At 59.7% G+C, this 23,173-nt stretch carries 21 protein-coding genes and 2 riboswitches; of the genes, 14 read left to right on the top strand and 7 right to left on the bottom strand.

Annotated features, from left to right (window positions below; genetic code table 11):
• The first annotated feature begins 75 nt into the window (after positions 1-75).
• The gene (locus AC3WMT_RS02645; RefSeq protein ID WP_103302359.1) at positions 76-1,089 is read left to right on the top strand and encodes an acyltransferase family protein; all 1,014 of its coding nucleotides are present in this window, start codon (positions 76-78) and stop codon (positions 1,087-1,089) included.
• Positions 1,090-1,147: 58 nt separating this feature from the next.
• The gene (gene nfuA, locus AC3WMT_RS02640) at positions 1,148-1,732 is read left to right on the top strand and encodes a Fe-S biogenesis protein NfuA (RefSeq protein ID WP_003225494.1); all 585 of its coding nucleotides are present in this window, start codon (positions 1,148-1,150) and stop codon (positions 1,730-1,732) included.
• A gap of 220 nt (positions 1,733-1,952) precedes the next feature.
• On the opposite strand, the gene cobM is transcribed toward nfuA, so the two are convergent.
• From cobM to AC3WMT_RS02620, 4 genes are all read right to left on the bottom strand, one after another.
• Positions 1,953-2,699, bottom strand: coding sequence for a precorrin-4 C(11)-methyltransferase (cobM, locus tag AC3WMT_RS02635; protein ID WP_103302358.1), 747 nt, complete (start codon positions 2,697-2,699; stop codon positions 1,953-1,955).
• A gap of 80 nt (positions 2,700-2,779) precedes the next feature.
• A complete protein-coding gene (locus tag AC3WMT_RS02630) occupies positions 2,780-3,193 on the bottom strand; it encodes a cobalamin biosynthesis protein (RefSeq protein WP_103302357.1) in 414 nt (137 codons plus the stop codon).
• Positions 3,190-3,891: a CbtA family protein gene (locus AC3WMT_RS02625; RefSeq protein WP_103302356.1), complete on the bottom strand. Its 702-nt coding sequence runs from the start codon at positions 3,889-3,891 to the stop codon at positions 3,190-3,192. Before AC3WMT_RS02625 ends, AC3WMT_RS02630 begins: the two co-directional genes overlap by 4 nt.
• Positions 3,892-3,902: 11 nt before the next feature.
• A complete protein-coding gene (locus AC3WMT_RS02620) occupies positions 3,903-4,100 on the bottom strand; it encodes a CbtB domain-containing protein (protein WP_103302355.1) in 198 nt (65 codons plus the stop codon).
• A 124-nt stretch (positions 4,101-4,224) separates the two neighbouring features.
• Positions 4,225-4,447: riboswitch (cobalamin riboswitch) on the bottom strand.
• 1,312 nt (positions 4,448-5,759) lie between these two features.
• A riboswitch (cobalamin riboswitch) is annotated at positions 5,760-5,971 on the top strand.
• A gap of 97 nt (positions 5,972-6,068) precedes the next feature.
• Here AC3WMT_RS02620 and cobW point away from each other — a divergent pair.
• From cobW to AC3WMT_RS02590, 6 genes are all read left to right on the top strand, one after another.
• Complete coding sequence (cobW, locus tag AC3WMT_RS02615; RefSeq protein WP_103302471.1) at positions 6,069-7,142, top strand: cobalamin biosynthesis protein CobW; 1,074 nt, start codon at positions 6,069-6,071, stop codon at positions 7,140-7,142.
• A gap of 3 nt (positions 7,143-7,145) precedes the next feature.
• Positions 7,146-10,994: a cobaltochelatase subunit CobN gene (gene cobN / locus AC3WMT_RS02610; RefSeq protein ID WP_103302354.1), complete on the top strand. Its 3,849-nt coding sequence runs from the start codon at positions 7,146-7,148 to the stop codon at positions 10,992-10,994.
• 323 nt (positions 10,995-11,317) lie between these two features.
• Positions 11,318-12,331: a magnesium chelatase ATPase subunit I gene (locus tag AC3WMT_RS02605; RefSeq protein ID WP_103302353.1), complete on the top strand. Its 1,014-nt coding sequence runs from the start codon at positions 11,318-11,320 to the stop codon at positions 12,329-12,331.
• 53 nt (positions 12,332-12,384) lie between these two features.
• Positions 12,385-12,987, top strand: a complete 603-nt coding sequence (locus AC3WMT_RS02600; protein WP_256583448.1) for a vWA domain-containing protein — start codon at positions 12,385-12,387, stop codon at positions 12,985-12,987.
• 202 nt (positions 12,988-13,189) lie between these two features.
• Positions 13,190-14,836: a phospholipase D-like domain-containing protein gene (locus tag AC3WMT_RS02595; RefSeq protein ID WP_103302352.1), complete on the top strand. Its 1,647-nt coding sequence runs from the start codon at positions 13,190-13,192 to the stop codon at positions 14,834-14,836.
• Positions 14,837-15,167: 331 nt separating this feature from the next.
• Entirely contained in the window at positions 15,168-16,727 is a 1,560-nt protein-coding gene (locus AC3WMT_RS02590; RefSeq protein WP_103302351.1) for a TerC family protein, read from the top strand.
• Positions 16,728-16,908: 181 nt separating this feature from the next.
• Here AC3WMT_RS02590 and AC3WMT_RS02585 read toward each other — a convergent pair whose 3' ends face one another.
• The 3 genes from AC3WMT_RS02585 to AC3WMT_RS02575 form a co-directional block, all read right to left on the bottom strand.
• On the bottom strand, positions 16,909-17,334 hold the full coding sequence (locus AC3WMT_RS02585; RefSeq protein WP_103302350.1) for a hypothetical protein: 426 nt from the start codon (positions 17,332-17,334) through the stop codon (positions 16,909-16,911).
• 68 nt (positions 17,335-17,402) lie between these two features.
• A complete protein-coding gene (locus AC3WMT_RS02580) occupies positions 17,403-17,831 on the bottom strand; it encodes a thioredoxin family protein (protein WP_103302349.1) in 429 nt (142 codons plus the stop codon).
• 94 nt (positions 17,832-17,925) lie between these two features.
• Complete coding sequence (locus tag AC3WMT_RS02575; protein ID WP_103302348.1) at positions 17,926-18,330, bottom strand: hypothetical protein; 405 nt, start codon at positions 18,328-18,330, stop codon at positions 17,926-17,928.
• A gap of 416 nt (positions 18,331-18,746) precedes the next feature.
• Here AC3WMT_RS02575 and AC3WMT_RS02570 point away from each other — a divergent pair, with 416 nt between their 5' ends.
• From AC3WMT_RS02570 to AC3WMT_RS02545, 6 genes are all read left to right on the top strand, one after another.
• A complete protein-coding gene (locus tag AC3WMT_RS02570; RefSeq protein WP_103302347.1) occupies positions 18,747-19,595 on the top strand; it encodes a transporter substrate-binding protein in 849 nt (282 codons plus the stop codon).
• A 50-nt stretch (positions 19,596-19,645) separates the two neighbouring features.
• Positions 19,646-20,308 (top strand): amino acid ABC transporter permease, encoded by a 663-nt coding sequence (locus AC3WMT_RS02565; protein WP_059405928.1) that lies wholly within the window; start codon positions 19,646-19,648, stop codon positions 20,306-20,308.
• 9 nt (positions 20,309-20,317) lie between these two features.
• Entirely contained in the window at positions 20,318-20,980 is a 663-nt protein-coding gene (locus tag AC3WMT_RS02560) for an amino acid ABC transporter permease (RefSeq protein WP_103302346.1), read from the top strand.
• Positions 20,977-21,774, top strand: coding sequence for an amino acid ABC transporter ATP-binding protein (locus tag AC3WMT_RS02555; protein ID WP_103302345.1), 798 nt, complete (start codon positions 20,977-20,979; stop codon positions 21,772-21,774). Before AC3WMT_RS02560 ends, AC3WMT_RS02555 begins: the two co-directional genes overlap by 4 nt.
• A gap of 30 nt (positions 21,775-21,804) precedes the next feature.
• Complete coding sequence (locus tag AC3WMT_RS02550; RefSeq protein ID WP_103302344.1) at positions 21,805-22,194, top strand: RidA family protein; 390 nt, start codon at positions 21,805-21,807, stop codon at positions 22,192-22,194.
• Positions 22,195-22,406: 212 nt separating this feature from the next.
• A complete protein-coding gene (locus tag AC3WMT_RS02545; RefSeq protein ID WP_103302343.1) occupies positions 22,407-23,171 on the top strand; it encodes an IclR family transcriptional regulator in 765 nt (254 codons plus the stop codon).
• The last annotated feature ends 2 nt before the right edge of the window (positions 23,172-23,173 follow it).

Here is a 23,173-nt window from a genome sequence, read left to right as displayed (position 1 = left end):
CCACCGCCATCGCGAGCAGGCTCACTCCTACAAGGGATCTAAGGTGGTTTCAGGAATTGTGGACGGGAGCGGTCGATGTTGATTTCAGTGCAGGCCCTGCGTGCGCTCGCCGCGTGGACGGTGGTCTGCCATCACTTCATGCAGATTTTCTTCGACTTTGAAGCGCGAGGTCCGGTGGGCCAGTGGTTCATCGACAAGGGCGCGGTGGGCGTCGACATTTTCTTCGTCATCAGCGGTCTGGTGATTTTCCTCTCGACCGAAGACAAAACCCTGCGGCCGGGGCAATTCCTGCTGTATCGATTGTTTCGCATCGTCCCGGCGTATTGGCTGTACACGTTGCTGATGGCGTTGCTGGTGGTGTTTGCCCAGCCGTTGCTGCCGGATCAAACGCTGGACTGGAGCCATCTGCTGCTTTCGCTGCTGTTCATTCCAACCGAGAATCCCGGCGGTTACGGCATCTATCCGACACTGAATGTCGGCTGGACCCTCAATTACGAAATGCTTTTCTACGTGCTGTTCGCCTGTGCCCTGGTGTTTCGCTGGCAGGTTCGCTTGCTGGTGGTGGCGGCGCTGCTGTTTAGTGCCTGCCAGGCATTCGGCTGGATCAACGAGTTCTACCGGGCGGACATCGTCTACGAATTTTTGCTGGGGATCGGCATTGGCGTGCTCTACCGTCGTGGGTGGATCGGCGCGGGATTGTGGCTACCGTTGCTGGGCATCGTCGGCGCCTTGTTGGCGATTTATCATCTGGCTCCGGCACCGCGGCTGCTGAACTGGGGCGTGCCGAGTGCGGTGCTGGTGATGGCCTGTATCGCACTGGAGCGCTATGTCGAGCGCAATCGAGTGCTGAAATTGCTCGGTGATTGTTCCTATTCGGTTTATCTGATGCATGTATTGGTGCTGTCGGCGGGGGGATTTATCGCTCGACGCTACGGGATCAATCCCTATCTGATGTTCGCCGTGTGTGCGCTGGCGATCGGCGTCGGTTCGTGGTTGAGCTACGAATGGGTGGAAAAACGCAGTTACCGTTGGCTCAAGGCACGGATTGACGACGCGCCTGTCGAGAATCTTTCCCGACAAAAATACTAGGACTTTGTCCGGCGCAACGATTGGCGTAAACTCCGCCACAAGCCTGCGAGGAGTTTCCATGACCGCTATTACCATCACCGACGCCGCCCACGATTACCTGGCCGATCTGCTGTCCAAGCAGAACACCCCGGGCATCGGTATCCGCGTCTTTATCACCCAGCCTGGCACCCAGTACGCCGAAACCTGCATTGCCTACTGCAAGCCGGGCGAAGAAAAACCCGAAGATACAGCGCTGGGGCTGAAAAGCTTCACCGCGTATATCGATTCATTCAGCGAAGCGTTTCTCGACGACGCCGTCGTCGACTACGCCACCGATCGCATGGGTGGCCAACTGACCATCAAGGCGCCAAACGCCAAAGTGCCGATGGTCAACGCCGACAGTCCGGTCAACGAGCGCATCAACTATTACCTGCAAACCGAAATAAACCCGGGGCTGGCCAGCCACGGCGGTCAGGTCAGCCTGATCGATGTGGTTGAAGACGGCATCGCCGTGTTGCAGTTCGGTGGCGGTTGCCAGGGCTGCGGCCAGGCCGACGTGACCTTGAAGGAAGGCATCGAGCGCACGCTGCTTGAGCGCATTCCGGAGCTCAAGGGCGTTCGCGACGTGACCGACCACACGCAGAAAGAAAACGCCTACTACTAAGGTGTTCGCTGCGGACATGAAAAACGGCGCCCCGTGAGCGCCGTTTTTTTATGCCTGTTTCTGCATGCACCAGAGTGATCCTGGTCTGGCTACTTTGTGGCGAGGGGATTTATCCCCGATGAACTGCGCAGCAGTTCCTCTTTTTTGGGCTGCTTCGCAACCCGTCGGGGATAAATCCCCTCACCACAGGTTTTGTATCCAGCCACAAAAGTCATTCAATTCACGGTCTGTAAAGGTGAGCATGGCCAGCGCGATACAACGACGACTCGCTAAACACCTCACTCCCCAGCACCCGTCCAACCAGAATCAACGCCGTGCGCCGAAACCCTTTGGCCGCAACCTTCCCGGCAATATCCGCCAGCGTCCCCACCACCCAATCCTGATCCGGCCATGTCGCCCGGTGAATCACCGCGATCGGACAATCTGCGCCGTAATGCGGCAACAGTTCGGCGATGATCTTCTCCAGGTGATTGACCCCCAGATGAATCGCCATGGTCGCGCCATGTTGCGCCAGATTTCCGAGTTCTTCGCCGGCCGGCATCGCGGTCTTATCGGCATAACGCGTCAAAATCACGCTTTGCGACACGTCCGGCAGCGTCAGTTCGGCGCCGAGCAACGCCGCGCAGGCGGCGGTGGCGGTGACGCCGGGGATGATTTCGAATGGAATATTCAACTCGCGCAGATAGCGAATCTGCTCGCCAATCGCGCCATAAAGGCTCGGATCACCCGAGTGTACCCGCGCCACATCCTGACCTTTGGCATGGGCGGTTTTGATCAATTCGATGATCTGCTCCAGGTGCAACTCCGCGCTGTTGACCACGGTTTCAGCCTGATGACCGTCAAGCACTGCCGCCGGCACCAGCGAACCTGCGTAGATGATCACCGGGCAACTGCGGATCAGCCGCTGGCCTTTGACGGTGATCAATTCCGGGTCGCCGGGGCCGGCGCCGATGAAGTAAACAGTCATCGTTGAATCCTTTGAAAAAGAGGCACGGCAACGCTTCAGATGAAGATTGCTCATGATCGATGGCGGGGATTATCGGGATTTTACGCGGCACCGGCCAATGCCAACGTTGCCTGTGCGTATTTTTGTCGGGAAATCAGCAGTTTTGCCGGGGCCTGAATCAGTTGCTCGGCGAGGGCCAGTGCCGCGCTTTCCGCCACGCCGTAGCAACCCGTGCGTTCGTAGGCGATTTGCGAATGGTGGCTCAGTCGCTGTTGGTAGCTGGCCAATTCTTCACTGCTGAAGTACAGCAGGGGCAGGGCCAGTTGCGCGGCGAGTTCCTGTAAACCGGGTTCATCGCGCTTCAAGTCGATGCTGGCCAGTGCCTTGACCGCGACGAGGTCGATGCGATGGGCCTGCAAGGCTTGATCGAATAACGCGCGCAACGTGCTGGCGGGGCAGCCGCGCTGGCAGCCCAGGCCGACCACAAAGGTCGGCGCTGCGCTGTCATTGCTCATGCGTGGTATTGACCATCGCTTTTGCGGCGGAACAGCCAGGCGCTGATCAGGCCAAGAGCCAGCCAGAACGCGACGTTGGTCAGCTGCGAAGCGATTTTGAACTGGGCTTCGAGGGCTTCCGGAGCCAGCATCGAATGCACTTCCGGTTGTGGTGCGCCGATCACATGTGGCACGGCGAGAATTGCCACGCCGAGGACTTTCATCAGCCAGTGCCGGCTGAACGCAATTAGCGCCAGACCGGCAGCGGTGGAGGCGGCGGTGCTGATCCACCAGATCTGCCGCGAAGCCAGATCCGCTGCGGCAGTGCCTGGCAGTTCAGGCGGCAAGCCCAGGGTCGGCGCCAGTACGAAAGTGGCGTAACCAGCGAGGCCCCAAAGCAGACCTTGCGAGGTCTTGGTCGGCGCGCGCAGGGTGTAGAGACCGGCGAGCATCAAAGCGAAACCAACGGCCACTACCAGATTGCCGCCAGTGGTCGAGACGACGCGCTGCCAGCCGTTTTCCGGCTCCCAGGCTTCGGCATCGTGGGTGTGTGCAGCGGTGCCGGCGGCGTGTTCGTGAGCTTCAGCCACAGGCTCGGCTTTCTCGAACGTCTCGGCCTGCAGAATCAGCGGGGACACCCAGAAACTTTGCAGCAGCGTGAGGAGCAGGGCGGCCAGCAGGCCGGTGAAACCTGCGGTTCGTGCAATTCGCTTGATCATGTCGGCAGGTCTCAGTGGCACGGGAACGCGGCGCTGTGGCGGGTATCGTGGGCAGCGTTATGGACCGCTTCGATGTGCGAGAAACCGGCGAAATAGACGAGGCTGGCGCCGAGAATCGACGCGAAGATGGCGGCGGTCAGACGTTGGCTCAGTGTGCTGCTGCTGGCGATTTTGTCTGTGTTGCTGCCGGTGCTGCTGATGATCGACATGGCGCTTCCCTCTGGAGTGTCAGCGGGTGAATAGAGCGCATGAAAACCCCTGCGAGTCGGGCACGCAGAGGTTCGAACAGCGCCCGCCCACCGCGGGTTTGTTATGTTCAGCGACGCACAAATGCGCGGCTGTGTGTTATGGGCCGGTCTCCGGGCTCACGAGGGGTTGGCGTCAAGCCGACCTGCAAGCGTCACCTTCCCATGCCTTGCGGGCACAGTGGTTTTGACGCTTCGCTCGCTTACCGTTGCGGGGGCAGCACCGGACTGACATGGCTTAAGAGTAAAGCACATGATTCACCGGTTTCCCGTTTCACCCTGTGAAGGGCACCCGTAACAAGTTGTGTAGGAGAGCATGGGGGTGGGTTTTTAGTCAATTTTTTGCGGGGGTGGATCTGGTGCTGCGGTAACGGCTTCCTATGGTTCCGCCCTTACGGCGGGTCACTTTTTCCAGACGCCGAAAAAGTAACCAAAAAGGCTTTACCCTGACGTACGGCCCTCGCTGTGGCTCGGGTTCCTTCGCTGCGGGATCGATCCGGGGGGCATCGCCTCCGGTTTGCTGCGCTGCACCTCCTCTCGATGTGTTTGGCTGCGCCAAACGGTCGCTGCGCTCCCACCCCGGATCAATCCCTCCGCTCAGCCTTCCGACGGGCGCTTGAGATCAAGAGCGGTACTCGAGCTAACGCTCATTGTGTTGAGTGGTGAAGATCAAGAGCGGTACTTGAGCTAACGCTCATTGTGTTGATTGGTGAAGATCAAGAGCGGTACTCGAGCTAACGCTCATTGTGATGGCTGGTGAAGATCAAGGGCGGTACTTGAGCTAACGCTCATTGTGATGGCTGGTGAAGATCAAGGGCGGTACTTGAGCTAACGCTCATTGTGTTGAGGGGTGAGAAGCGTGCGGTTGGCTTTGGTTTTGTGTTGGGTTTGCCCCTCACCCCAGCCCTCTCCCCAAGGAGAGGGAGCCGATTTGTGAATCTTTCAGAATCTGAGTTCGACTCGGTATTTCATGTCGGCGTAGCTCTCTCAAACACCTCGGTCAGTCCTCTCTCCCTCCGGGAGAGGGCTATGGTCCAAGGAGAGGGAGCTGATTTTTGAGCCTTTCAGAATCTGAGTTCGACTCGGTATTTCATGTCGGCGTAGCTCTCTCAAACACCTCGGCCAATCCCCTCTCCCTCCGGGAGAGGGCAACGGTGAGGGGCTCTTGATTTGGCTTTTGATCTGGCTTTTGATCTGGCTTTTGATCCTGCTCTTGATCTTCAGGCCCATCGGCAGGCCGAGCGGAGGTGTTCATCCGGGGTAGGCGCGCAGCGCCGTTTGGCGAAGCCAAACACATCGAGAGGAGGTGCAGCGAAGCAAACCGGAGGCGATGCCCCCGGATGGACACCGTAGCGAGGGAACACTGAGCCACAGCGAAGTGCCGTACGTCAGGGAGCAGCCTTTTTGGTTACTTTTTCGGCGTCTGGAAAAAGTGACCCGCCGTAAGGGCGGAACCCTAATCAGCAACACCCGCAGCAACGGATATGCCCCCAAACCTAAATTTTTCGTAGTCTGCAAAAAGTGACCCGCCGTAAGCGCGGAACCCTAAGCAGCCATCACCGCAGCAACGGATATGCCCCCAAACCTAAAACCCAACCCCATTGACCCGCCACCACACCATGCGTAGCCTTGCGCTTTCGAGGTTCTCCGGCACAAACCGGAGCTAAGAAGGGAACGCGGTCCAAGCCGCGGCTGCCCCCGCAACTGTGAACGGTGAAATTCACTGCCACGCCACTGCCAGCTCAACCCATGAGCCAGCGGGAAGGCGCAGCGAATACCAGGCCCAAGGCCTGAACACCGTCAGCCAGGAGACCTGCCTCGTCAAAGATTCTCACTACAACCGGGCGGGGTGATCCGGTGGCGAATTCTTCCGCGCGCGCCTGCGCCGCGGATCTCGTCCCGTTTGCCCGCCACCTTGCCAAAGGGCATCCGATGAAAACACTGGCCAAACTCCCCGTCACCATCGTCACCGGCTTCCTCGGCTCGGGCAAAACCACACTGCTGCGGCACATGCTCGACAACGCTCAGGGCCGCCGTATCGCGGTGATCGTCAACGAGTTCGGCGAGTTGGGCATCGACGGTGAAATCCTCAAGCAATGCACCATCGGCTGCACCGAAGAAGAAGCCACCGGCCGCGTTTACGAACTGGCAAACGGCTGCCTGTGCTGCACCGTTCAGGAAGAATTCTTCCCGGTGATGCGCGAACTGGTTGCCCGTCGTGGCGACCTCGATCACATCCTCATCGAAACTTCCGGCCTGGCCCTGCCGAAGCCATTGGTTCAAGCCTTCCAGTGGCCGGAAATCCGCAGCGCCTGCACCGTGGATGCGGTGATCACCGTGGTCGACAGCCCGGCCGTGGCAGCCGGCACATTCGCCGCGTTCCCGGATCAGGTCGATGCCCAGCGCAAACTCGATCCGAACCTGGATCACGAATCGCCGTTGCACGAGCTGTTCGCCGACCAACTGGCCAGCGCCGACCTCGTAATCCTCAACAAGGCCGACCAGACCAGCCCGGAAGATCTCGCTCGCGTCCGCGCTGAAGTCGCCGAAGAGTTGCCGCCAGCGGTGAAAATCATCGAAGCCAGCAACGGTCGCCTGCCGCTGGACGTGCTGATCGGCCTCGGTGCCGGTTCTGAAGAACACATCGACAGCCGCCACAGCCATCACGATCACCACCACGGTGAAGGCGATGACGAACACGATGACCACGATCACGACGCCTTCGATTCGATCTCCATCGAACTGCCGCAAGCCGACGAGAGCCTGCTGCTCGACGCGCTGACGCAACTGGTGGTCAAGCATGGCATTTTGCGCGTGAAGGGCTTTGCGGCGATCCCGAACAAGCCGATGCGCCTGCTGATTCAAGGTGTGGGCACGCGTTTCGACAAGCACTTCGACCGTCAGTGGGGCGCCGATGAATCGCGCGTTACGCGCCTGGTGTTGATCGGTCAGGAGCTCGACGCGGCGCAACTCGAAGCGCAACTGCGCGCCGCGCTCAGCGTTTAAACCATGCACCTGCTCAGGACCCAGCCCGGCGGTTTCGTGTCGGATGACAACATTGCCGACCTTGGACAAACCCCCGCCGAGCTGGTGATCCTGTGCAGCGGCGACTCCAGTCTGGCGCTGCTCGCCGAAGCCGTGCAGCAGTTGCCCGAGGATTATCCGAGCCTGCGTCTGGCCAACCCGATGCAGGTGCAAAATCATGCTTCGGTCGATTTGTACGTCGATGAAGTGCTGCGTCACGCCAAGGTCATTCTGATTTCGCTGCACGGCGGCATTGCCTATTGGCGCTACGGCGTCGAGCGTTTGATCGAACTGTCCGAGCGTGGTGTACAGGTGATTCTGGTGCCGGGTGATGATCGCCCCGATCCGGAACTCAGCGACTTGAGCACCGTCGGCGCCGAGGATCGTGATCGTCTCTGGCAATTCTTGCGTCAGGGCGGCATGGGCAATGCGCTGGATTTCTTCCGTTGTCTGGGCAACCGCTGGCTCGGCCGCGATTACGCCTGGGGTGAGCCGCAGACCCTGCCACGCACGGCGATTTACCACCCGAACAAAAACACCGCTGCGCTGAGTGACTGGCAAGCCGATTGGCTGCCGGAGCAACCGGTCGCGGCGGTGCTGTTTTACCGTTCGCACCTGCAAGCGGCGAACACTGCTTTCATCGATGTTTTCTGTCAGCGCTTGCAAGCGGCGGGGCTTAATCCGTTGCCGATTGCCGTGGCCAGTCTGAAAGAACCCGGCTGTCTGTCGGTCGTCGAAGATTGGCTGGATGAGGTCGAGGCGGGGGTGATTCTCAACACCACCGGTTTCGCCCAATCCAGCCCTGAAGCGCCGCATTTACGGCCGTTTCGTCGCAATATTCCGGTGATCCAGGCCATCTGCGCCCAGGACAACGAGCCCGGCTGGCGTGACAGCGAGCAGGGCCTCGGCCCACGGGATCTGGCGATGCACATTGCCCTGCCGGAACTCGACGGGCGCATCATCAGCCGCCCGATCAGCTTCAAGGATCTGGCCTGGCGCAGTGAGCGCAGTCAGTCGGATGTGGTCTGTTATCGCGCGCAACCTGAACGTATGGATTTCGTCGCCGAACTGGCGCGGCGCTGGATCGATCTGGCGCGGGTGCCGAATGCCGAGAAACGCATTGCGTTGATTCTCGCCAACTACCCGACTCGTGACGGGCGCATCGGCAACGGTGTCGGTCTGGATACGCCGGCGGCGGCGCTGAATATCCTGCGCGCCTTGCAGGCCGAAGGTTATCCGCTCACGCCGGAACTGCCGGAGAGCGGCACCGAGCTGATCCGGCAATTGCTCGGCGGCGTCAGCAATGACCTCGATACGCTTGATCTGCGCCCATGCCAGCAAAGCCTGGCGATGGATGAATACCTGACCATGTTCAACGCGCTGCCTGAGGCCAATCGCGCTGCCGTGATCGAGCGGTGGGGGCCGCCGCAAAACGATCCGATGTGTCGCGACGGGCGCATGATGATCGCTGGCCTGCGCTTTGGCCTGACCTTCGTCGGCATTCAACCTGCGCGGGGGTATCAGGTCGATCCGAGCGCGGTGTATCACGATCCGGATCTGGTGCCGCCCCACGGATATCTCGCCTTCTACTTCTGGCTGCGCAGTAACTACGCTGCCCACGGCGTGATCCACGTCGGCAAACACGGCAACCTCGAATGGCTGCCGGGCAAAGGCGTCGGGCTTTCCGAGAACTGCTGGCCGGATGCATTGCTCGGGCCGCTGCCGAATATCTATCCATTTATCGTCAACGACCCGGGCGAGGGCGCCCAGGCCAAACGGCGTACGCAAGCGGTGATCATCGATCACCTGATGCCGCCGCTGACGCGCGCCGAAACCTACGGCCCGCTGCGTAATCTGGAACTGCTGGCCGACGAATATTACGAAGCGCAACTGCTCGATCCGCGCCGCGCCCGTGAACTGCAGCGGGACATTCTGCAACTGGTGCGCGACACGCAAATCGACCGTGAGCTGCAACTCGATGCGGCGCTGGACAGCGATGCCGATGCCGCAATCTGGCTGCCGCGTCTCGATACCTATTTGTGCGACTTGAAGGAATCGCAGATCCGCGATGGGTTGCATATTTTCGGTGAGTCACCGACCGGGCGTTTGCGTATCGATACCTTGCTGGCATTGCTGAGAATTCCCCGTGGCGATGGCAAGGGTGCGCAGTCGAGTTTGCTGCGGGCGTTGGCGAAGGCGTTTGAATTGGGTTTCGATCCACTCGATTGTGCACTGGCCGATCCGTGGCTTGGCCCGCGGCCGGAGGAGCTGGTATCGGTCAGCGACGAGGTTTGGCGCACCGCCGGCGATACCCGAGAACGCCTCGAATTGTACGCCGCCGAACTGATCTCCCAGACATTGCACAACCCCTGTAGGAGTGAGCCTGCTCGCGATAGCGGTGTGTCCTTCAAAACTGAATTGTCCGACCTGACGCCATCGCGAGCAGGCTCGCTCCTACAGGGTCCGCGTGGGGCTGAAGTCGACGCGATCCTCGAAAACCTGCGCGAAGTCGTCGCCCCACGCCTCGACGCCTGCGGCCCCGCCGAAATGCGTGGCCTGCTCGACGCCTTGAGCGGGCGTTTCGTCCCCGCTGGCCCGAGCGGCGCTCCTAGCCGTGGCCGTCTCGATGTGCTGCCAACCGGACGCAACTTCTACTCGGTGGACGTGCGCAACCTGCCGACCACCACTGCCTGGCGCATCGGTTTTCAGTCGGCCACGCTGATTCTTGAACGGCACTTGCAGGATCACGGCGATCACCTGCGCCAGCTCGGCCTGTCGGTCTGGGGCACCGCGACCATGCGCACGGGCGGCGATGACATTGCCCAGGCCATGGCGCTGATGGGTGTGCGTCCGGTGTGGGCCACCGGCAGCCAACGGGTCGATGACTTCGAGATTCTGCCGCTGAGCCTGCTCGACCGTCCGCGTGTCGATGTGACCCTGCGGGTTTCGGGTTTCTTCCGCGACGCCTTCGCCAACCTGATTCGCCTGTTCGATGCTGCAGTGCAAGCAGTCGCTGCACTGGACGAGCCGGACGATCTCAATCCGCTGGCCGCCAAAGTCCGCGCCGAACGCGAGGCACTGCTGCAATCGGGCCTCGATGAAGACGCTGCACGGCGTCAGGCCGGATGGCGGATCTTCGGCGCCAAACCGGGTGCCTATGGCGCAGGCGTGCAGGGCGCCATCGACGGTCGACTGTGGCAGAGCCGCGAGGATCTGGCCGAGGTTTACCTGAACTGGGGCGCCTACGCTTATGGCGGTGCGGACGAAGGCACCGCCGCTCGCGAACAGTTCGTCCAGCGTTTGAGTCAAGTGCAAGCGGTGCTGCAGAATCAGGACAACCGCGAGCACGACTTGCTCGACTCCAACGACTATTACCAGTTCCAGGGCGGCATGCTCGCCGCCGTGGAAACCCTGCGCGGCGAAGCGGCGGCCAGTTATCACGGCGATCACAGCCAGCCGGATCTGCCGAAGATCCGCACCTTGAAAGAAGAGCTGAACCGGGTGATCCGTTCGCGGGCGGCGAACCCGAAATGGATCGACGGGGTCAAGCGGCACGGCTATAAAGGCGCGTTCGAACTGGCGGCGACGGTCGATAATCTGTTTGCGTTCGATGCGACGACGCAGTTGATCGACGATCACCAGTACGCATTGTTGGCCGATGCGTATCTGCTGGATCCGGCGACCCGGGAATTTGTCCGCGAGCATAATCCGCATGCATTGCGCGACATGACCGAACGCATGCTGGAAGCGCAGCAGCGGGGGATGTGGCAGGAACCTGGTGCTTATAAAGAGGCGCTGGAGAATCTGTTGCTCGATATAGAAGAAGAGATGTAACGCACTCAAGAACGCCACCCCCTCACCCCAGCCCTCTCCCCCAAGGGGGAGAGGGGGAAAGGGAGCCGATCTGTGTGCTGTTCAAAACTGGAGTTCGACTGGATAGTTCAGTCGTTGGACCTCAAAAGAGCACCACGGGAAAGGGAGCCGATCTGTGTGCTGTTCAAAATTTGAGTTCGACTGGATAGCTCAAGTCGGTGGACCTCAAAAGAGCACCACGGTCAGTTCCCTCTCCCTCTGGGAGAGGGCTAGGGTGAGGGCATTTCTACCTGACACCCTGCAGCCCTCAAGCACACCAAAGACCACGAAAGAGAAAAGCCCAAATGACTGACACCCCACATTTCCCGCTCTCCGCCGTGGTCGGCGCCGATGACCTGAAACTCGCCCTGTGCCTCACCGCCATCGACCCGAAAATCGGCGGTGTGCTGATCGAGGGCCCGCGTGGCATGGCCAAATCCACCCTGGCCCGAGGCCTCGCAGATCTGCTCGCCAGCGGCCAGTTCGTCACCTTGCCGCTGGGCGCGACCGAGGAGCGCCTGGTCGGCACGCTCGATCTCGATGCCGCCCTCAGCGACGGCCGCGCGCAGTTTTCCCCCGGCGTGTTGGCCAAGGCTGACGGCGGCGTGCTCTATGTCGATGAAGTCAATCTGCTGCCCGATCATCTGGTCGATCTGTTGCTCGACGTCGCTGCCAGCGGCACCAACCTGATCGAGCGCGACGGTATTTCCCACCGGCATTCGGCGAAGTTTGTACTGATCGGCACCATGAACCCGGAAGAGGGCGAGTTGCGCCCGCAGTTGCTTGATCGCTTCGGCCTCAACGTCGCGCTCAGTGGCCATACCGCACCGACCGAGCGCGGGCAGATCATTCGCCGGCGGCTGGATTTCGACAGCGATCCACAAGGATTCTGTGCCCAGTGGGAAAGCGCACAACAGGCCCTGCGCGAGCGTTGCGAAAACGCCCGCAGCGCGTTGGCCAGCATTCCTCTGGACGATGCCGCGCTGGCGCACATCACCGAGCGTTGTTTCGCCGCCAGCGTCGATGGCTTGCGTGCTGATCTGGTGTGGTTGCGCGCGGCTCGCGCTCACGCGGCATGGCGTGGCGCCACGGCCATCGCCGAAGAGGATATCGACGCTGTCGCCGAATTTGCCCTGCGCCATCGTCGTCGCGAACAAATGCCTCCCACTCCTCAACAACCCGCGCAATCCCCGGCAAACGCGGCGGCCAGTCCGAACCCGAGCGAAGGGCAGGGCCAGTGGGGCGACATGCCGGCCCCGGCACTTGCCACCGGTGCCCGCCGCGAAGTGCCGAGCTGGCCGCTGGAAAAAAAGCCCTAGGCATTCGCCCCCGGTCTGACGCGGGGGCGAATGCCAGACCCCGCGCCGGACGGTTGGATAACGGACGCCAGGGCAAACGTCATGCGGCTCGCAGTGGCGCGGTGAACTGGCCGGGAACGCTGCTTAACGGCCGCCCGCAAAGCCGGGAAGATCTGTTGTTTCAACTGCGCACTCGTTCGCCCCATGAGTTGTGGCTGGTGATCGTCGATGCTTCGGCCTCGACGCGCCGCCATCACGCGCTGCGCGATGCCAAAGGCCTGCTCGCGCAACTGTTTGATGACGCCTATCGCCAGCGTGCGCGGCTGGCGTTACTGACCGCCAGTGGCGCGGCGCCGAAGTGGCAGGTGCAGGGCTTGAAGGCGTCCAGCGGTTTGCGTGTCTGGCTCGATGCTTTGGGCGCGGGGGGCGGAACGCCGTTGCTCTCGGCACTGGCGCAGGCGCAGCAATGGCTGATGGTGCGGCGCAAGCGTTTTCCGGCCGAGCAGCAACGCTTGCTGGTGGTCACGGACGGGCGTTTGAAAGCCTGGTCAGGCTTGCCGACGCTGGATTGTCCGGGTCTGTTGATCGATATCGAACGCGGGCCGATTCGCTTGGGCCGAGCGCGGGATCTGGCGGGGGCGTTAGCAGCGGATTATCGGCACATCGACGACCTTTGATTCAGGTGTCGTCTGACCGGGACTCAGCGCGGGCAAGCCCGCTGCCACAGGTTTTTCTGTTGACCCCAGGCATTGTGCCCGCCTCGGGAACTGTGGGAGCCGGGCTTGCCCGCGATGGCCTCCACTCGGATTCGGATCTGTTGACCACAATTCGCAGCACTGCTCTATGCTGCACCCCAGCCGCAATCACAAGGAGTGAGCGATGCGCATTCTGGTCAAGAACCCTCAGGACGACTTCCGCGTCAAAGCCTACGCCGGTACCAACGGCGTGCTGCTGGCGATGGATCTGGCCGAACCCCGGCGCAAAGGCCTGCTCGGATTCGCCATCGAAAAACAGCAAGGCGACAAGCCTTGGCTGTTTCTCTTCAACAGCCTGACCTTCCCCGGTAAACCCCACACGTTCCCGCAGTTTCACGCCACCCCCAGCGATAAGGCTCCGCTACAGAAATTCCGCTGGGCCGATTACGCGGTGAATCCGGGGATGACCATTCACTATCGCGTCCACCTCGCTTATGGCACGCCGGATGCTCCCCAACTGGGTGAGTTTCTGGAACTGACCGTCATCAGCGACGACGGTCATCCAGCCGATCAAAGCGTGATTTTCAATCGTGCCGTGGCCGCCAGTCAGGCGTTCCAGCGCAAGTTTCCCGACCTCGATGCGCAGATCAGCGCCAACAAAAACATGCCCATCGAAGCCTGGCCTGATGCGGCGCGACAATGGCTGGAGAACGGCTTGCTCGCACGTTTGCTGGGGTTTATCGAGCGCGCGGTCGATGGGCAGTGGGCACTGGACATCGCCATTTACGAATATCAATTGCAAGCCATCGTCGACGCCGTGAATGCAGCCTTCGAACGTGGTGTACGGATTCGCGTTCTGTATCACGCCCGCCCCGATGACGAAGACACCACAATCAACGAAGCGAGCCTGGCCAAACTGCCCGCGTCGAGCAAGCGCGGGCGCGTCACGCACAACATCTTCCACAATAAATTTATTGTCCTCAGCCGGCTCGATGCGGCGGGCCAGCGCCAGCCCCAAGTGGTGTTGTGCGGAAGCACCAACTTCACTGCCAATGGCGTCTATCGGCAGGCCAACGTGGTTCATGTCCTCGATGAGGCGACCGTCGCCAGTCGTTACCTGCAAACCTTCGAAGAAGTCTGGGCGACACCGGAGGACGTCGGCGCGACCCGTACGTGGATCACCGAACACAACCCGATGGACGCCACGCAGCCGCTGTTCGCCGGATTCTCGCCACGTACCGGGGGCGCTGATTTGCGCGAATTTGTCGAGATTATCGGAGCGGCGAAAAAGGACGTTTTGTTTGTCACGGCGTTTACGTTGCCCGATGCGGTCCTCAACGCCTTGCTCGGCCAGCCACATGACGACATTCTGCGTTATGGCCTGCAAAACACGGTCAGCCGCATCACCGGGTTCCATGCTGATCGAACGGCTGAATTCGCTGCAACCGCGTTGCTGAATACCGGTCTGGAAGGCTGGCTGCGTGAAAACATGAAAGGTCAGAAAGGTAATTTGCTGGTGCACACCAAAGCGGTGGTCACCGACTTCACCACGGACGCCCCGACCATCATCAGCGGCAGTCACAACCTCAGTGCTTCGGCCAGCAATGGCAACGACGAGAACTACCTGATCATTCGCGGTGATACCGATCTGGCCGATCGTTATGGCCTGGAGCTGTTGCGGTTTTATGAGCATTACCGCTTTCGATATTTCGCGAAAAAACTGGCGTTGAAGCAGGTCAGTCCGTTGGCGGTGGATGACAGCTGGACCAATGATTATTACGTTGAAGGGGATTTGCGGGCGCTGTCCCGCCAGCGCTTCGCCGGCCGCTGATGGCGCTGTTTTTACAGGCCTCTTCGCGAGCAGGCGTCGTCACAAACAACTCAGTTCCCTGGCGTACAGATTTTGAAATGATTTCGCACTGTAGGAAAAGTCACTCCTGCCTGTACGCTTCAAGGCCTTTTTTCATTCAGGATCTACATGAACACCCTCTTGGAGCCTCCCAGTCGTACCTTCCCTTCGCGCCACGGCGCGGTCTTGACGCACTCGCAGCATCCAGTTTTCCGACACCTGACTATCGTTGATAACGCGGCTCCACAGCCTTCGCGTTGCGCTTTGCCGTGTCCGGCAGCCTGAACTCACTGAAGAGAGATAGAGACATTTTATGGAATGGTTAGCGGATCCCACGGCCTGGTTAGGCTTGTTGACCTTGATCGTGCTGGAACTGGTGCTGGGTATCGACAACCTGGTGTTCATTGCAATCCTTGCCGACAAACTGCCACCGCATCAGCGCGACCGAGCCCGAATCATCGGCCTGTCGCTGGCGCTGATCATGCGCTTGGGCCTGTTGGCGAGTATTTCCTGGCTGGTCACCCTTACGCAGCCGTTGTTCGAGGTGTTCGACAAGAGCTTCTCCGGGCGTGACTTGATCATGCTGTTCGGTGGCGTGTTCCTGCTGTTCAAAGCCACCATGGAATTGCACGAACGGCTGGAAGGCCATGTCGGCGAGCGCTCGACCAACACCGCTTATGCGCTGTTCTGGCCGATCGTCGCGCAGATCGTGGTGCTCGACGCGGTGTTCTCGCTGGACGCGGTGATTACCGCCGTGGGCATGGTCGATGAACTGGCGGTGATGATGATCGCCGTGATCATCTCCATTGGCCTGATGATTGTCGCGAGCAAGCCGCTGACCCGTTTCGTCAACGCACACCCGACAGTGATCATGCTGTGTCTGGGCTTCTTGATGATGATCGGTTTCGCCCTGACCGCCGAAGGTCTGGGTTTCCACATCCCGAAAGGCTATCTGTACGCGGCCATCGGTTTCTCGATCCTGATCGAAGTGTTCAACCAGATCGCCCGAGCCCGACGCAAACGTTCGATGCAGGGCTTGCGGCCGATACGTGAACGTACGGCCCATGCGGTGATGCGTTTGCTGGGCGGTCGCAAGCTGGCGGTGGAGGAGGTCGGCGAAGAGATTTCCGATCTGCTGGACGATGGTGACGCGCCGAGCGCCGAACTGTTCGACCGCCGTGAGCGCGTGATGATCAGCGGCGTGCTGCAACTGGCCGAGCGGCCGATCCGCAGCCTGATGACCGTGCGCGCCGACGTCGACACCATCGATCTGGCCGACGATGCCGAGGCGATTCGCACGAAGTTGATGCACTCGTCCTACTCGCGTCTGCCGCTGATCCGCGACGGTGTGGTGGATGAACCATTGGGCTTCGTGCACAAGAAAGAGTTGCTCAAGGAATACCTGGCTGGCGCCGAGCCCAACCTGGAGCATCTGGCACGCAAGACCATCAACCTGCTCGACAGCTTTTCGATCCTCAACGCACTGGAGCAGATGCGCGCGGCGTCGACCCACATTGCTTTCGTGGTCAACGAATTCGGTGACTTCGTCGGCGTGCTGACCATGACCGACATTCTGGAGTCGATTGCCGGTGAGCTGCCTGATGCCAGCGAAGTAGAAGGCCCGGATGTGCTCGAGGCGCAGGGCGGGTTTCTCGTCAGTGGTGCGTTGAATCTGTCGCGAGTGCGTCAACGCACCGGATTTGGTGCCGAGGCGACCGAGGACTATCAGACGGTCGCGGGGTTGGTGATGAGCCTCCTGGATCGATTGCCGATTAAAGGTGACCGTCTGGAGCATGCGGGCTGGTACATGACTGTGGTGGCGGTTGAAGAGCGTCGTGTGACGCAGGTGTTGTTGGTGCGAGAGGCCGCGTAATGCCGAAGCTTTTTACCGACTTTTATGGACTTTTATGAGCTCTTCGCGAGCAGGCTCGCTGCCACAGGGAAATGCATTCCAATGCGGGAGCGAGCCTGAACGCGAATGCGCTTGTTTGGAGACGCTGGCAACACAGTCCATGTGCTCGACCACCAAAAAGAGATCGCCACCACGCGACAATTCAGGCCGGTACGTTTTTCGGCTTTTTCTTGTTTAGACTCAGAAGCACCAGACTGCCAAATTGCGAGGCGGCTACTCCGGTTGCTCCGTCTGCCTGAAGCGTGACCGTGGCTCTGGTCGTTCCTGGTGGCGCGATGATCCAGTCAGTCAACACTTGCCAGTTCGAAGCGTCTTTTAGCGTCAGCTCAAGCTCGTCGCCAGCAGGATGTAGGGTCAATAAAACGCGAGTCGTGAAGCCGGGCGCAGTCTTCATTCTGGCGGACAGCGCATACTCTTCGACTTCAGAATGAAAAGCGACCTCCTGGCTGATGGAGCCGGGGGAAGCGATCGTACACTCACCGTCGCTGATACGCACATGCTCTGGATGGGTAACTGACCAATTATCTTCGCCTTCGGTGAACTCGCCATTCTTGATTAAATTCGTCATATCCAATCCCTTGTTGATGTCTGGTTGTTACAGCTGCTTCAAGTCTGTTCATTCAGGCGGCACGTTCATTACAGAACCCGCAGGCGCGCACGTGGAACAGTGCGCAGAGTGCGAAGTATCTGGCGTAACCAAAGCAGGTCATGCAGTCGTTTAAGGGGCGCAGCGGGGGCTTTGGTCCTGCCGATATGCTCGGCGAAATCCCGTGCGAGGGTTTCTTCAGTGCCGATGCCTTTGAGGTTTTTAACCAGCTTGCCGTCCTTGTAGAACAGCACCGTTGGCGTGCCCGTCACCTGCGGATGGCGCGGCGATTCGCTGGTGTTGAGCATGTAGATATTGGCGCGATGCCGATAAGGCTCGGCGATCTGCCGGAACACTGGCCCGGCCCATTCGCACGCGGGGCAGTGTTCGTTGGCGAAGTAGAGGATCACCGGGCGCCAGGTTTTCAGGGCTTTGCGGTAGGTCGGCGGCAGCATTGAGTGAAGGCCTGTCGAATTCATTGGAAACTCCTTTTCTCGCTACGTCGGCAATGCATACCCAGGATGAAGAAACGAGTCACCGTTGGCCGATGACCCCTTTTGTCAGACTTCAGTGTCAGAGCAGTTTCGAGAGCGTCACATCGCCGAAATAAGAGCCTGGGACACCAAACTCGCCATCATTGGCTTCCAGTGTGACCCTGAAAGCGATTGTCGAGATCTGTACCTCGAATTTCGCCGACAGCACGTCCCACTCCGCACCGCCATGAAGGTCAAGGTGAACTGGCTCGCCTGTGGGAAGCGGCTGCACAGTGATACGAGCAGCATGGCCAGAAAGTGTTTTCACTCTGGCGAAAAGCATGAATTGTCCGCCGCCGCCAGCGCCAGTGGGAACGTCCTGACTGATTGAACCTGGTTGAGCAATAATGCAATGACCGGTTACATATTTCACATGATCTGGATTGGTCGCCGTCCAATGCGCACCTTGCTGAGAAAAATCGCCGTTCTTAATGAGATTAGCCATTACGAATATCCTTATCGGGAGTGGATTCAAGCCATGTTTGGCCTGCGAAGTAGGCTCGTAAAACCGGCACTCGACAACTGTCAACTCTGACAGGTGCAGCCGTAAATCCGATGAACGGCTGTCGCTGCTCAGACGCCCTCTGATTCCCGGTTTGAACTTGGCTGTGGTCTCAATCGGGCATCAAGGCGCACACAAATGTGACGTTACTTCCCATCGGGTTGCCTTCGGTAGCGTGAACCCGGGAAATGTGTCGGCTGCTTTTTCATTCCCGGATTTTTCTAACCGTTTGAACTGATTGGTTTTTCGATTCGCCGAGGATTTTGAATCAATCCTGTGGCACACTTTCTGCTGTCTATTCCGTAGTAACAAACCGTGTTCCGTTATAGCGGAATAAACACCATCCTGGAGTGCTCGCCATGCATCGCCGTCCTTCGTTGTTCAAAGCGTGTGTTTTTGTTCTTGCGGCTTCGTCCGCTGCCATGGGTATGGCCCAGGCAGCCGACAGCAAGCTCGATGCGGTTCTGGCCCGTGGGAAATTGATTGTGGGCACCGGCAGCACCAATGCGCCGTGGCACTTTCAGGGCGCGGACGGCAAGTTGCAGGGGTTTGATATCGACATCGCCAGGATGGTGGCCAAAGGTCTGTTCAACGACCCGAGCAAAGTCGAGTTTGTCGTGCAGTCGTCCGATGCGCGGATTCCCAATCTGCTGACAGACAAAGTCGACATGAGCTGCCAGTTCATCACTGTTACTGCCAGCCGTGCCCAGCAAGTCGCGTTTACCTTGCCGTACTACCGCGAAGGCGTTGGCCTACTGCTGCCGAACAACAGCAAGTACAAGGAAATCGAAGATTTGCAGGCCGGCGGCGACAGCGTCACCGTAGCGGTGCTGCAAAACATCTATGCCGAAGAACTGGTGCATCAGGCACTGCCCAAGGCCAAGGTCGATCAGTACGACAGCGTCGACCTGATGTATCAGGCGGTTAACTCCGGCCGTGCCGATGCCGCCGCCACCGACCAGTCTTCGGTCAAATACCTGATGGTGCAGAACCCTGGCCGCTACCGCAGCCCGACTTACGCCTGGAGCCCGCAGACCTACGCTTGCGCGGTCAAACGCGGCGATCAGGATTGGCTGAACTTCGTCAACACCGCGCTGCATGAAGCCATGACCGGCGTTGAATTCCCGACCTATGCGGCATCGTTCAAACAGTGGTTCGGCGTTGATCTGCCGTCGCCCGCAATCGGTTTCCCTGTCGAATTCAAATGATCCCGTGAGAGTGGGGCGAGCCCATCGCCCCGCTCAAGGTACTGCTGACCATGAACTATCAGTTGAACTTTGCCGCCGTGTGGCGCGATTTCGACACCTTGCTGGCGGGGCTCGGTCTGGGTCTTGAACTGGCGCTGGTGTCGATCGCCATCGGCTGCGTGATCGGCCTGCTGATGGCGTTTGCCTTGCTGTCAAAGCATCGCGCCCTGCGGGTGCTGGCCTCGGTGTACGTCACGGTGATCCGTAACACGCCGATTCTGGTGTTGATTCTGTTGATCTACTTTGCGTTGCCGAGCCTGGGGATCCGGCTGGACAAGATTCCGTCGTTCATCATCACCCTGTCGCTGTATGCCGGGGCGTACCTGACGGAGGTGTTTCGTGGCGGTTTGCTCAGCATTCCCAAGGGCCAGCGCGAAGCCGGGTTGGCGATTGGTCTGGGCGAGTGGCAGGTCAAGGCCTACGTCACCGTGCCGGTGATGCTGCGCAATGTGTTGCCGGCGTTGTCGAACAACTTCATTTCGCTGTTCAAGGACACCTCGCTGGCGGCCGCGATTGCGGTGCCGGAGCTGACCTATTACGCGCGCAAGATCAATGTCGAGAGCTACCGGGTGATCGAAACCTGGCTGGTGACCACGGCGCTCTATGTCGCGGCCTGTTACCTCATTGCCATGCTGCTGCGTTACCTCGAGCAGCGACTGGCGATCCGCCGATAGGAGGCTGCGATGTACCAATCACCTAGTTGGTTGCATGAGTTGTGGGTGGCGCGGGAAACGCTGCTGCAAGGTTTTTTGACCAGTGTGCAGGTGTCGGCGCTGGCAATTCTGTTCGGCACGCTGCTCGGTGTCGTCACCGGCCTGGTGCTGACCTACGGCAGGTTCTGGATGCGCGCGCCGTTTCGCTTTTACGTTGACCTGATTCGCGGCACCCCGGTGTTTGTACTGGTGCTCGCGTGCTTCTATATGGCGCCGGCGCTGGGTTGGCAGATCAGCGCGTTTCAGGCCGGCGCCCTGGGCCTGACGTTGTTCTGTGGCTCGCACGTTGCCGAGATCGTTCGCGGTGCACTGCAAGCCTTGCCTCGTGGGCAAATGGAGGCCAGCAAGGCCATCGGCCTGACGTTTTATCAATCCCTTGGCTACGTGCTGTTGCCTCAGGCACTGCGGCAGATCCTGCCAACGTGGGTCAACTCGTCCACCGAGATCGTCAAGGCCTCGACCTTGCTTTCGGTGATCGGCGTCGCCGAATTGCTCCTCAGCACCCAACAGATCATCGCCCGAACCTTCATGACCTTGGAGTTCTATCTGTTCGCCGGTTTTCTGTTCTTCGTCATCAACTACGGCATCGAGTTACTCGGCCGGCACATTGAAAAGCGGGTGGCCTTGCCATGACTGAAGCTCAAGTTTCCAACGTTCCAAACGGCCAGCCACTGCTGGACATTCGTGGCCTGCACAAACAGTACGGCGCGGTCGAAGTACTCAAAGGCGTCGACCTCAGCATGCAACGCGGCAACGTGGTGACGCTGATCGGTTCCAGTGGCTCCGGCAAGACCACGCTGTTGCGCTGCGTGAACATGCTTGAAGAGTTCCAGGGCGGGCAGATCCTGCTCGACGGCGAGTCCATCGGCTACGACGAGGTCAACGGCAAACGCGTACGCCATGGCGAAAAAGTCATCGCCCGCCATCGTGCGATGACCGGCATGGCGTTTCAGCAATTCAACCTGTTCCCGCATTTGACGGCGTTGCAGAACGTCACGTTGGGCCTGCTCAAGGTGAAGAAAATGCACAAGGACGAAGCCGTGGTACTGGCCGAGAAATGGCTGGAGCGGGTTGGTCTGCTGGAACGCCGTAATCATTTTCCCGGTCAGTTGTCCGGTGGTCAGCAACAGCGCGTGGCGATTGCCCGGGCGATTGCGATGAACCCGAGCCTGATGCTGTTCGACGAAGTGACCTCAGCCCTCGACCCGGAACTGGTCGGCGAAGTGCTCAACGTGATCAAGGGCCTCGCCGAAGACGGCATGACCATGCTGCTGGTGACCCACGAAATGCGTTTCGCCTTCGAGGTTTCGGACAAGATCGTTTTCATGAATCAGGGGCGCATCGAAGAGCAGGGGCCTCCCAAGGAACTGTTCGAGCGCCCGCAATCGCCGCGTCTGGCTGAGTTTCTGAAAAGCACGCGGTTTTAAATTTTCGTTTTGTAATCAGGAGAAATACCCATGAGCATTACGCGTTACGGCACCGGCAGCACCGCCGCTGGTGGTCAGCCACGTCCTTTCGCCCGCGCTGTTGAAGCGGATGGCTGGCTGCATGTGTCCGGGCAGGTGCCGGCGGTGGATGGCGAGATCATTATTGGCGGCATCGTCGAGCAGACCCACCAGACCATGAAGAACCTCATCGCGATTCTCGAAGAGGCCGGTTATGGCCTGGAAGACGTGGTGCGTGCCGGAGTGTGGCTGGATGATCCGCGGGATTTCAGCAGCTTCAACAAGGTGTTTGGCGAATACTTCAAACCGGAACATGCCCCGGCGCGGGCCTGTGTGCAGGCGAGCATGATGGTCGACTGCAAGGTCGAGATTGATTGCATTGCGTACAAGAAGAAGGCTTGAGTCAAAGGCTCTCCCTCACCCTAACCCTCTCCCGGAGGGAGAGGGGACTGATCTCTATCGATGCAGACTCCAGCGTTTGTCAGCTAGTCATGCATCGATACGGTCAGGCTCCCTCTCCCCCTGGGAGAGGGCGGGGGGTGAGGGTGACGATCCAACTGACACAACTTCAAGAGCCCGTTACCATCCCGGCAACTTTTATGGGAACCACTGACATGACCGAAGACACCATCAAGCGCCGGGCCCGTGGTCTGGACCGGGCGTTCGATATCCTCGATTTCCTCAAGGAAATCGGCCAGCCGCTGCGTCCCAACGACATCGCCAACGGTATCGGCAGCCCGAAATCCACGGTCTACGAACTGGTCGCTTCCTTGCTGGAACGGCGGATTCTGGAACCGGTGGGCAAGGACGGTCACGTCTATCTCGGCCGTCAGTTGTATTTCCTCGGGCAGGCGCATTTGCGTCATTTCGACCTCAGTCGCGAGGCCGATCACGCTTTGCAGGAGATCGTCAGCCAGACCCGCGAGACCGCGCAGATGTGCCTGCTCAACGGGCGCAAATACACGGTGGCGTTGATGAAGGAGGGCGAACGGCATTTCCGCATTTCTTCCGACATCGGCGAAAACGCGCCGATCCCGTGGACCGCCTCCGGGCGCCTGTTGCTGGCGCATTTGAGCGACCAGCAGATCATCGACCTGATCGACGAAGACGACTACATCCTGCCCGACGGCGAACGTTTGCCGCTGGAACGCTTTCTGGCGGAAATCCGTCAGGCCGGCATCGACGGATTCTTTTCTTTCGACAGCGTCGCCGACACCTTCACTCATTGCTTCGCCGCCCCGGTCAAAGACCTTTACGGCGTGGCCATCTGCACCCTGTGCATCGTCGCTCCACGGGCCGATGCGAAGAACAATTACAACGACTATCGCCGGGTACTGATCGAGAGCGCCAACAGCCTCGCCCGGCGGATCAACGAATAATC

The organism is Pseudomonas sp. FW305-7 (assembly GCF_058786735.1).
Note: the sequence above shows the minus strand (reverse complement) of the source record. Positions and strands in the feature narration are given on the sequence as shown.

What these genes read in the sequence shown, in the direction of transcription:
- AC3WMT_RS02645 (WP_103302359.1), top strand. Translation starts at nt 76, where the DNA reads ATGTTGATTTCAGTGCAGGCCCTGCGTGCGCTCGCCGCGTGGACGGTG.
- nfuA (WP_003225494.1), top strand. Translation starts at nt 1,148, where the DNA reads ATGACCGCTATTACCATCACCGACGCCGCCCACGATTACCTGGCCGAT.
- cobM (WP_103302358.1), bottom strand. Translation starts at nt 2,699, where the DNA reads ATGACTGTTTACTTCATCGGCGCCGGCCCCGGCGACCCGGAATTGATC.
- AC3WMT_RS02630 (WP_103302357.1), bottom strand. Translation starts at nt 3,193, where the DNA reads ATGAGCAATGACAGCGCAGCGCCGACCTTTGTGGTCGGCCTGGGCTGC.
- AC3WMT_RS02625 (WP_103302356.1), bottom strand. Translation starts at nt 3,891, where the DNA reads ATGATCAAGCGAATTGCACGAACCGCAGGTTTCACCGGCCTGCTGGCC.
- AC3WMT_RS02620 (WP_103302355.1), bottom strand. Translation starts at nt 4,100, where the DNA reads ATGTCGATCATCAGCAGCACCGGCAGCAACACAGACAAAATCGCCAGC.
- cobW (WP_103302471.1), top strand. Translation starts at nt 6,069, where the DNA reads ATGAAAACACTGGCCAAACTCCCCGTCACCATCGTCACCGGCTTCCTC.
- cobN (WP_103302354.1), top strand. Translation starts at nt 7,146, where the DNA reads ATGCACCTGCTCAGGACCCAGCCCGGCGGTTTCGTGTCGGATGACAAC.
- AC3WMT_RS02605 (WP_103302353.1), top strand. Translation starts at nt 11,318, where the DNA reads ATGACTGACACCCCACATTTCCCGCTCTCCGCCGTGGTCGGCGCCGAT.
- AC3WMT_RS02595 (WP_103302352.1), top strand. Translation starts at nt 13,190, where the DNA reads ATGCGCATTCTGGTCAAGAACCCTCAGGACGACTTCCGCGTCAAAGCC.
- AC3WMT_RS02590 (WP_103302351.1), top strand. Translation starts at nt 15,168, where the DNA reads ATGGAATGGTTAGCGGATCCCACGGCCTGGTTAGGCTTGTTGACCTTG.
- AC3WMT_RS02585 (WP_103302350.1), bottom strand. Translation starts at nt 17,334, where the DNA reads ATGACGAATTTAATCAAGAATGGCGAGTTCACCGAAGGCGAAGATAAT.
- AC3WMT_RS02580 (WP_103302349.1), bottom strand. Translation starts at nt 17,831, where the DNA reads ATGAATTCGACAGGCCTTCACTCAATGCTGCCGCCGACCTACCGCAAA.
- AC3WMT_RS02575 (WP_103302348.1), bottom strand. Translation starts at nt 18,330, where the DNA reads ATGGCTAATCTCATTAAGAACGGCGATTTTTCTCAGCAAGGTGCGCAT.
- AC3WMT_RS02570 (WP_103302347.1), top strand. Translation starts at nt 18,747, where the DNA reads ATGCATCGCCGTCCTTCGTTGTTCAAAGCGTGTGTTTTTGTTCTTGCG.
- AC3WMT_RS02565 (WP_059405928.1), top strand. Translation starts at nt 19,646, where the DNA reads ATGAACTATCAGTTGAACTTTGCCGCCGTGTGGCGCGATTTCGACACC.
- AC3WMT_RS02560 (WP_103302346.1), top strand. Translation starts at nt 20,318, where the DNA reads ATGTACCAATCACCTAGTTGGTTGCATGAGTTGTGGGTGGCGCGGGAA.
- AC3WMT_RS02555 (WP_103302345.1), top strand. Translation starts at nt 20,977, where the DNA reads ATGACTGAAGCTCAAGTTTCCAACGTTCCAAACGGCCAGCCACTGCTG.
- AC3WMT_RS02550 (WP_103302344.1), top strand. Translation starts at nt 21,805, where the DNA reads ATGAGCATTACGCGTTACGGCACCGGCAGCACCGCCGCTGGTGGTCAG.
- AC3WMT_RS02545 (WP_103302343.1), top strand. Translation starts at nt 22,407, where the DNA reads ATGACCGAAGACACCATCAAGCGCCGGGCCCGTGGTCTGGACCGGGCG.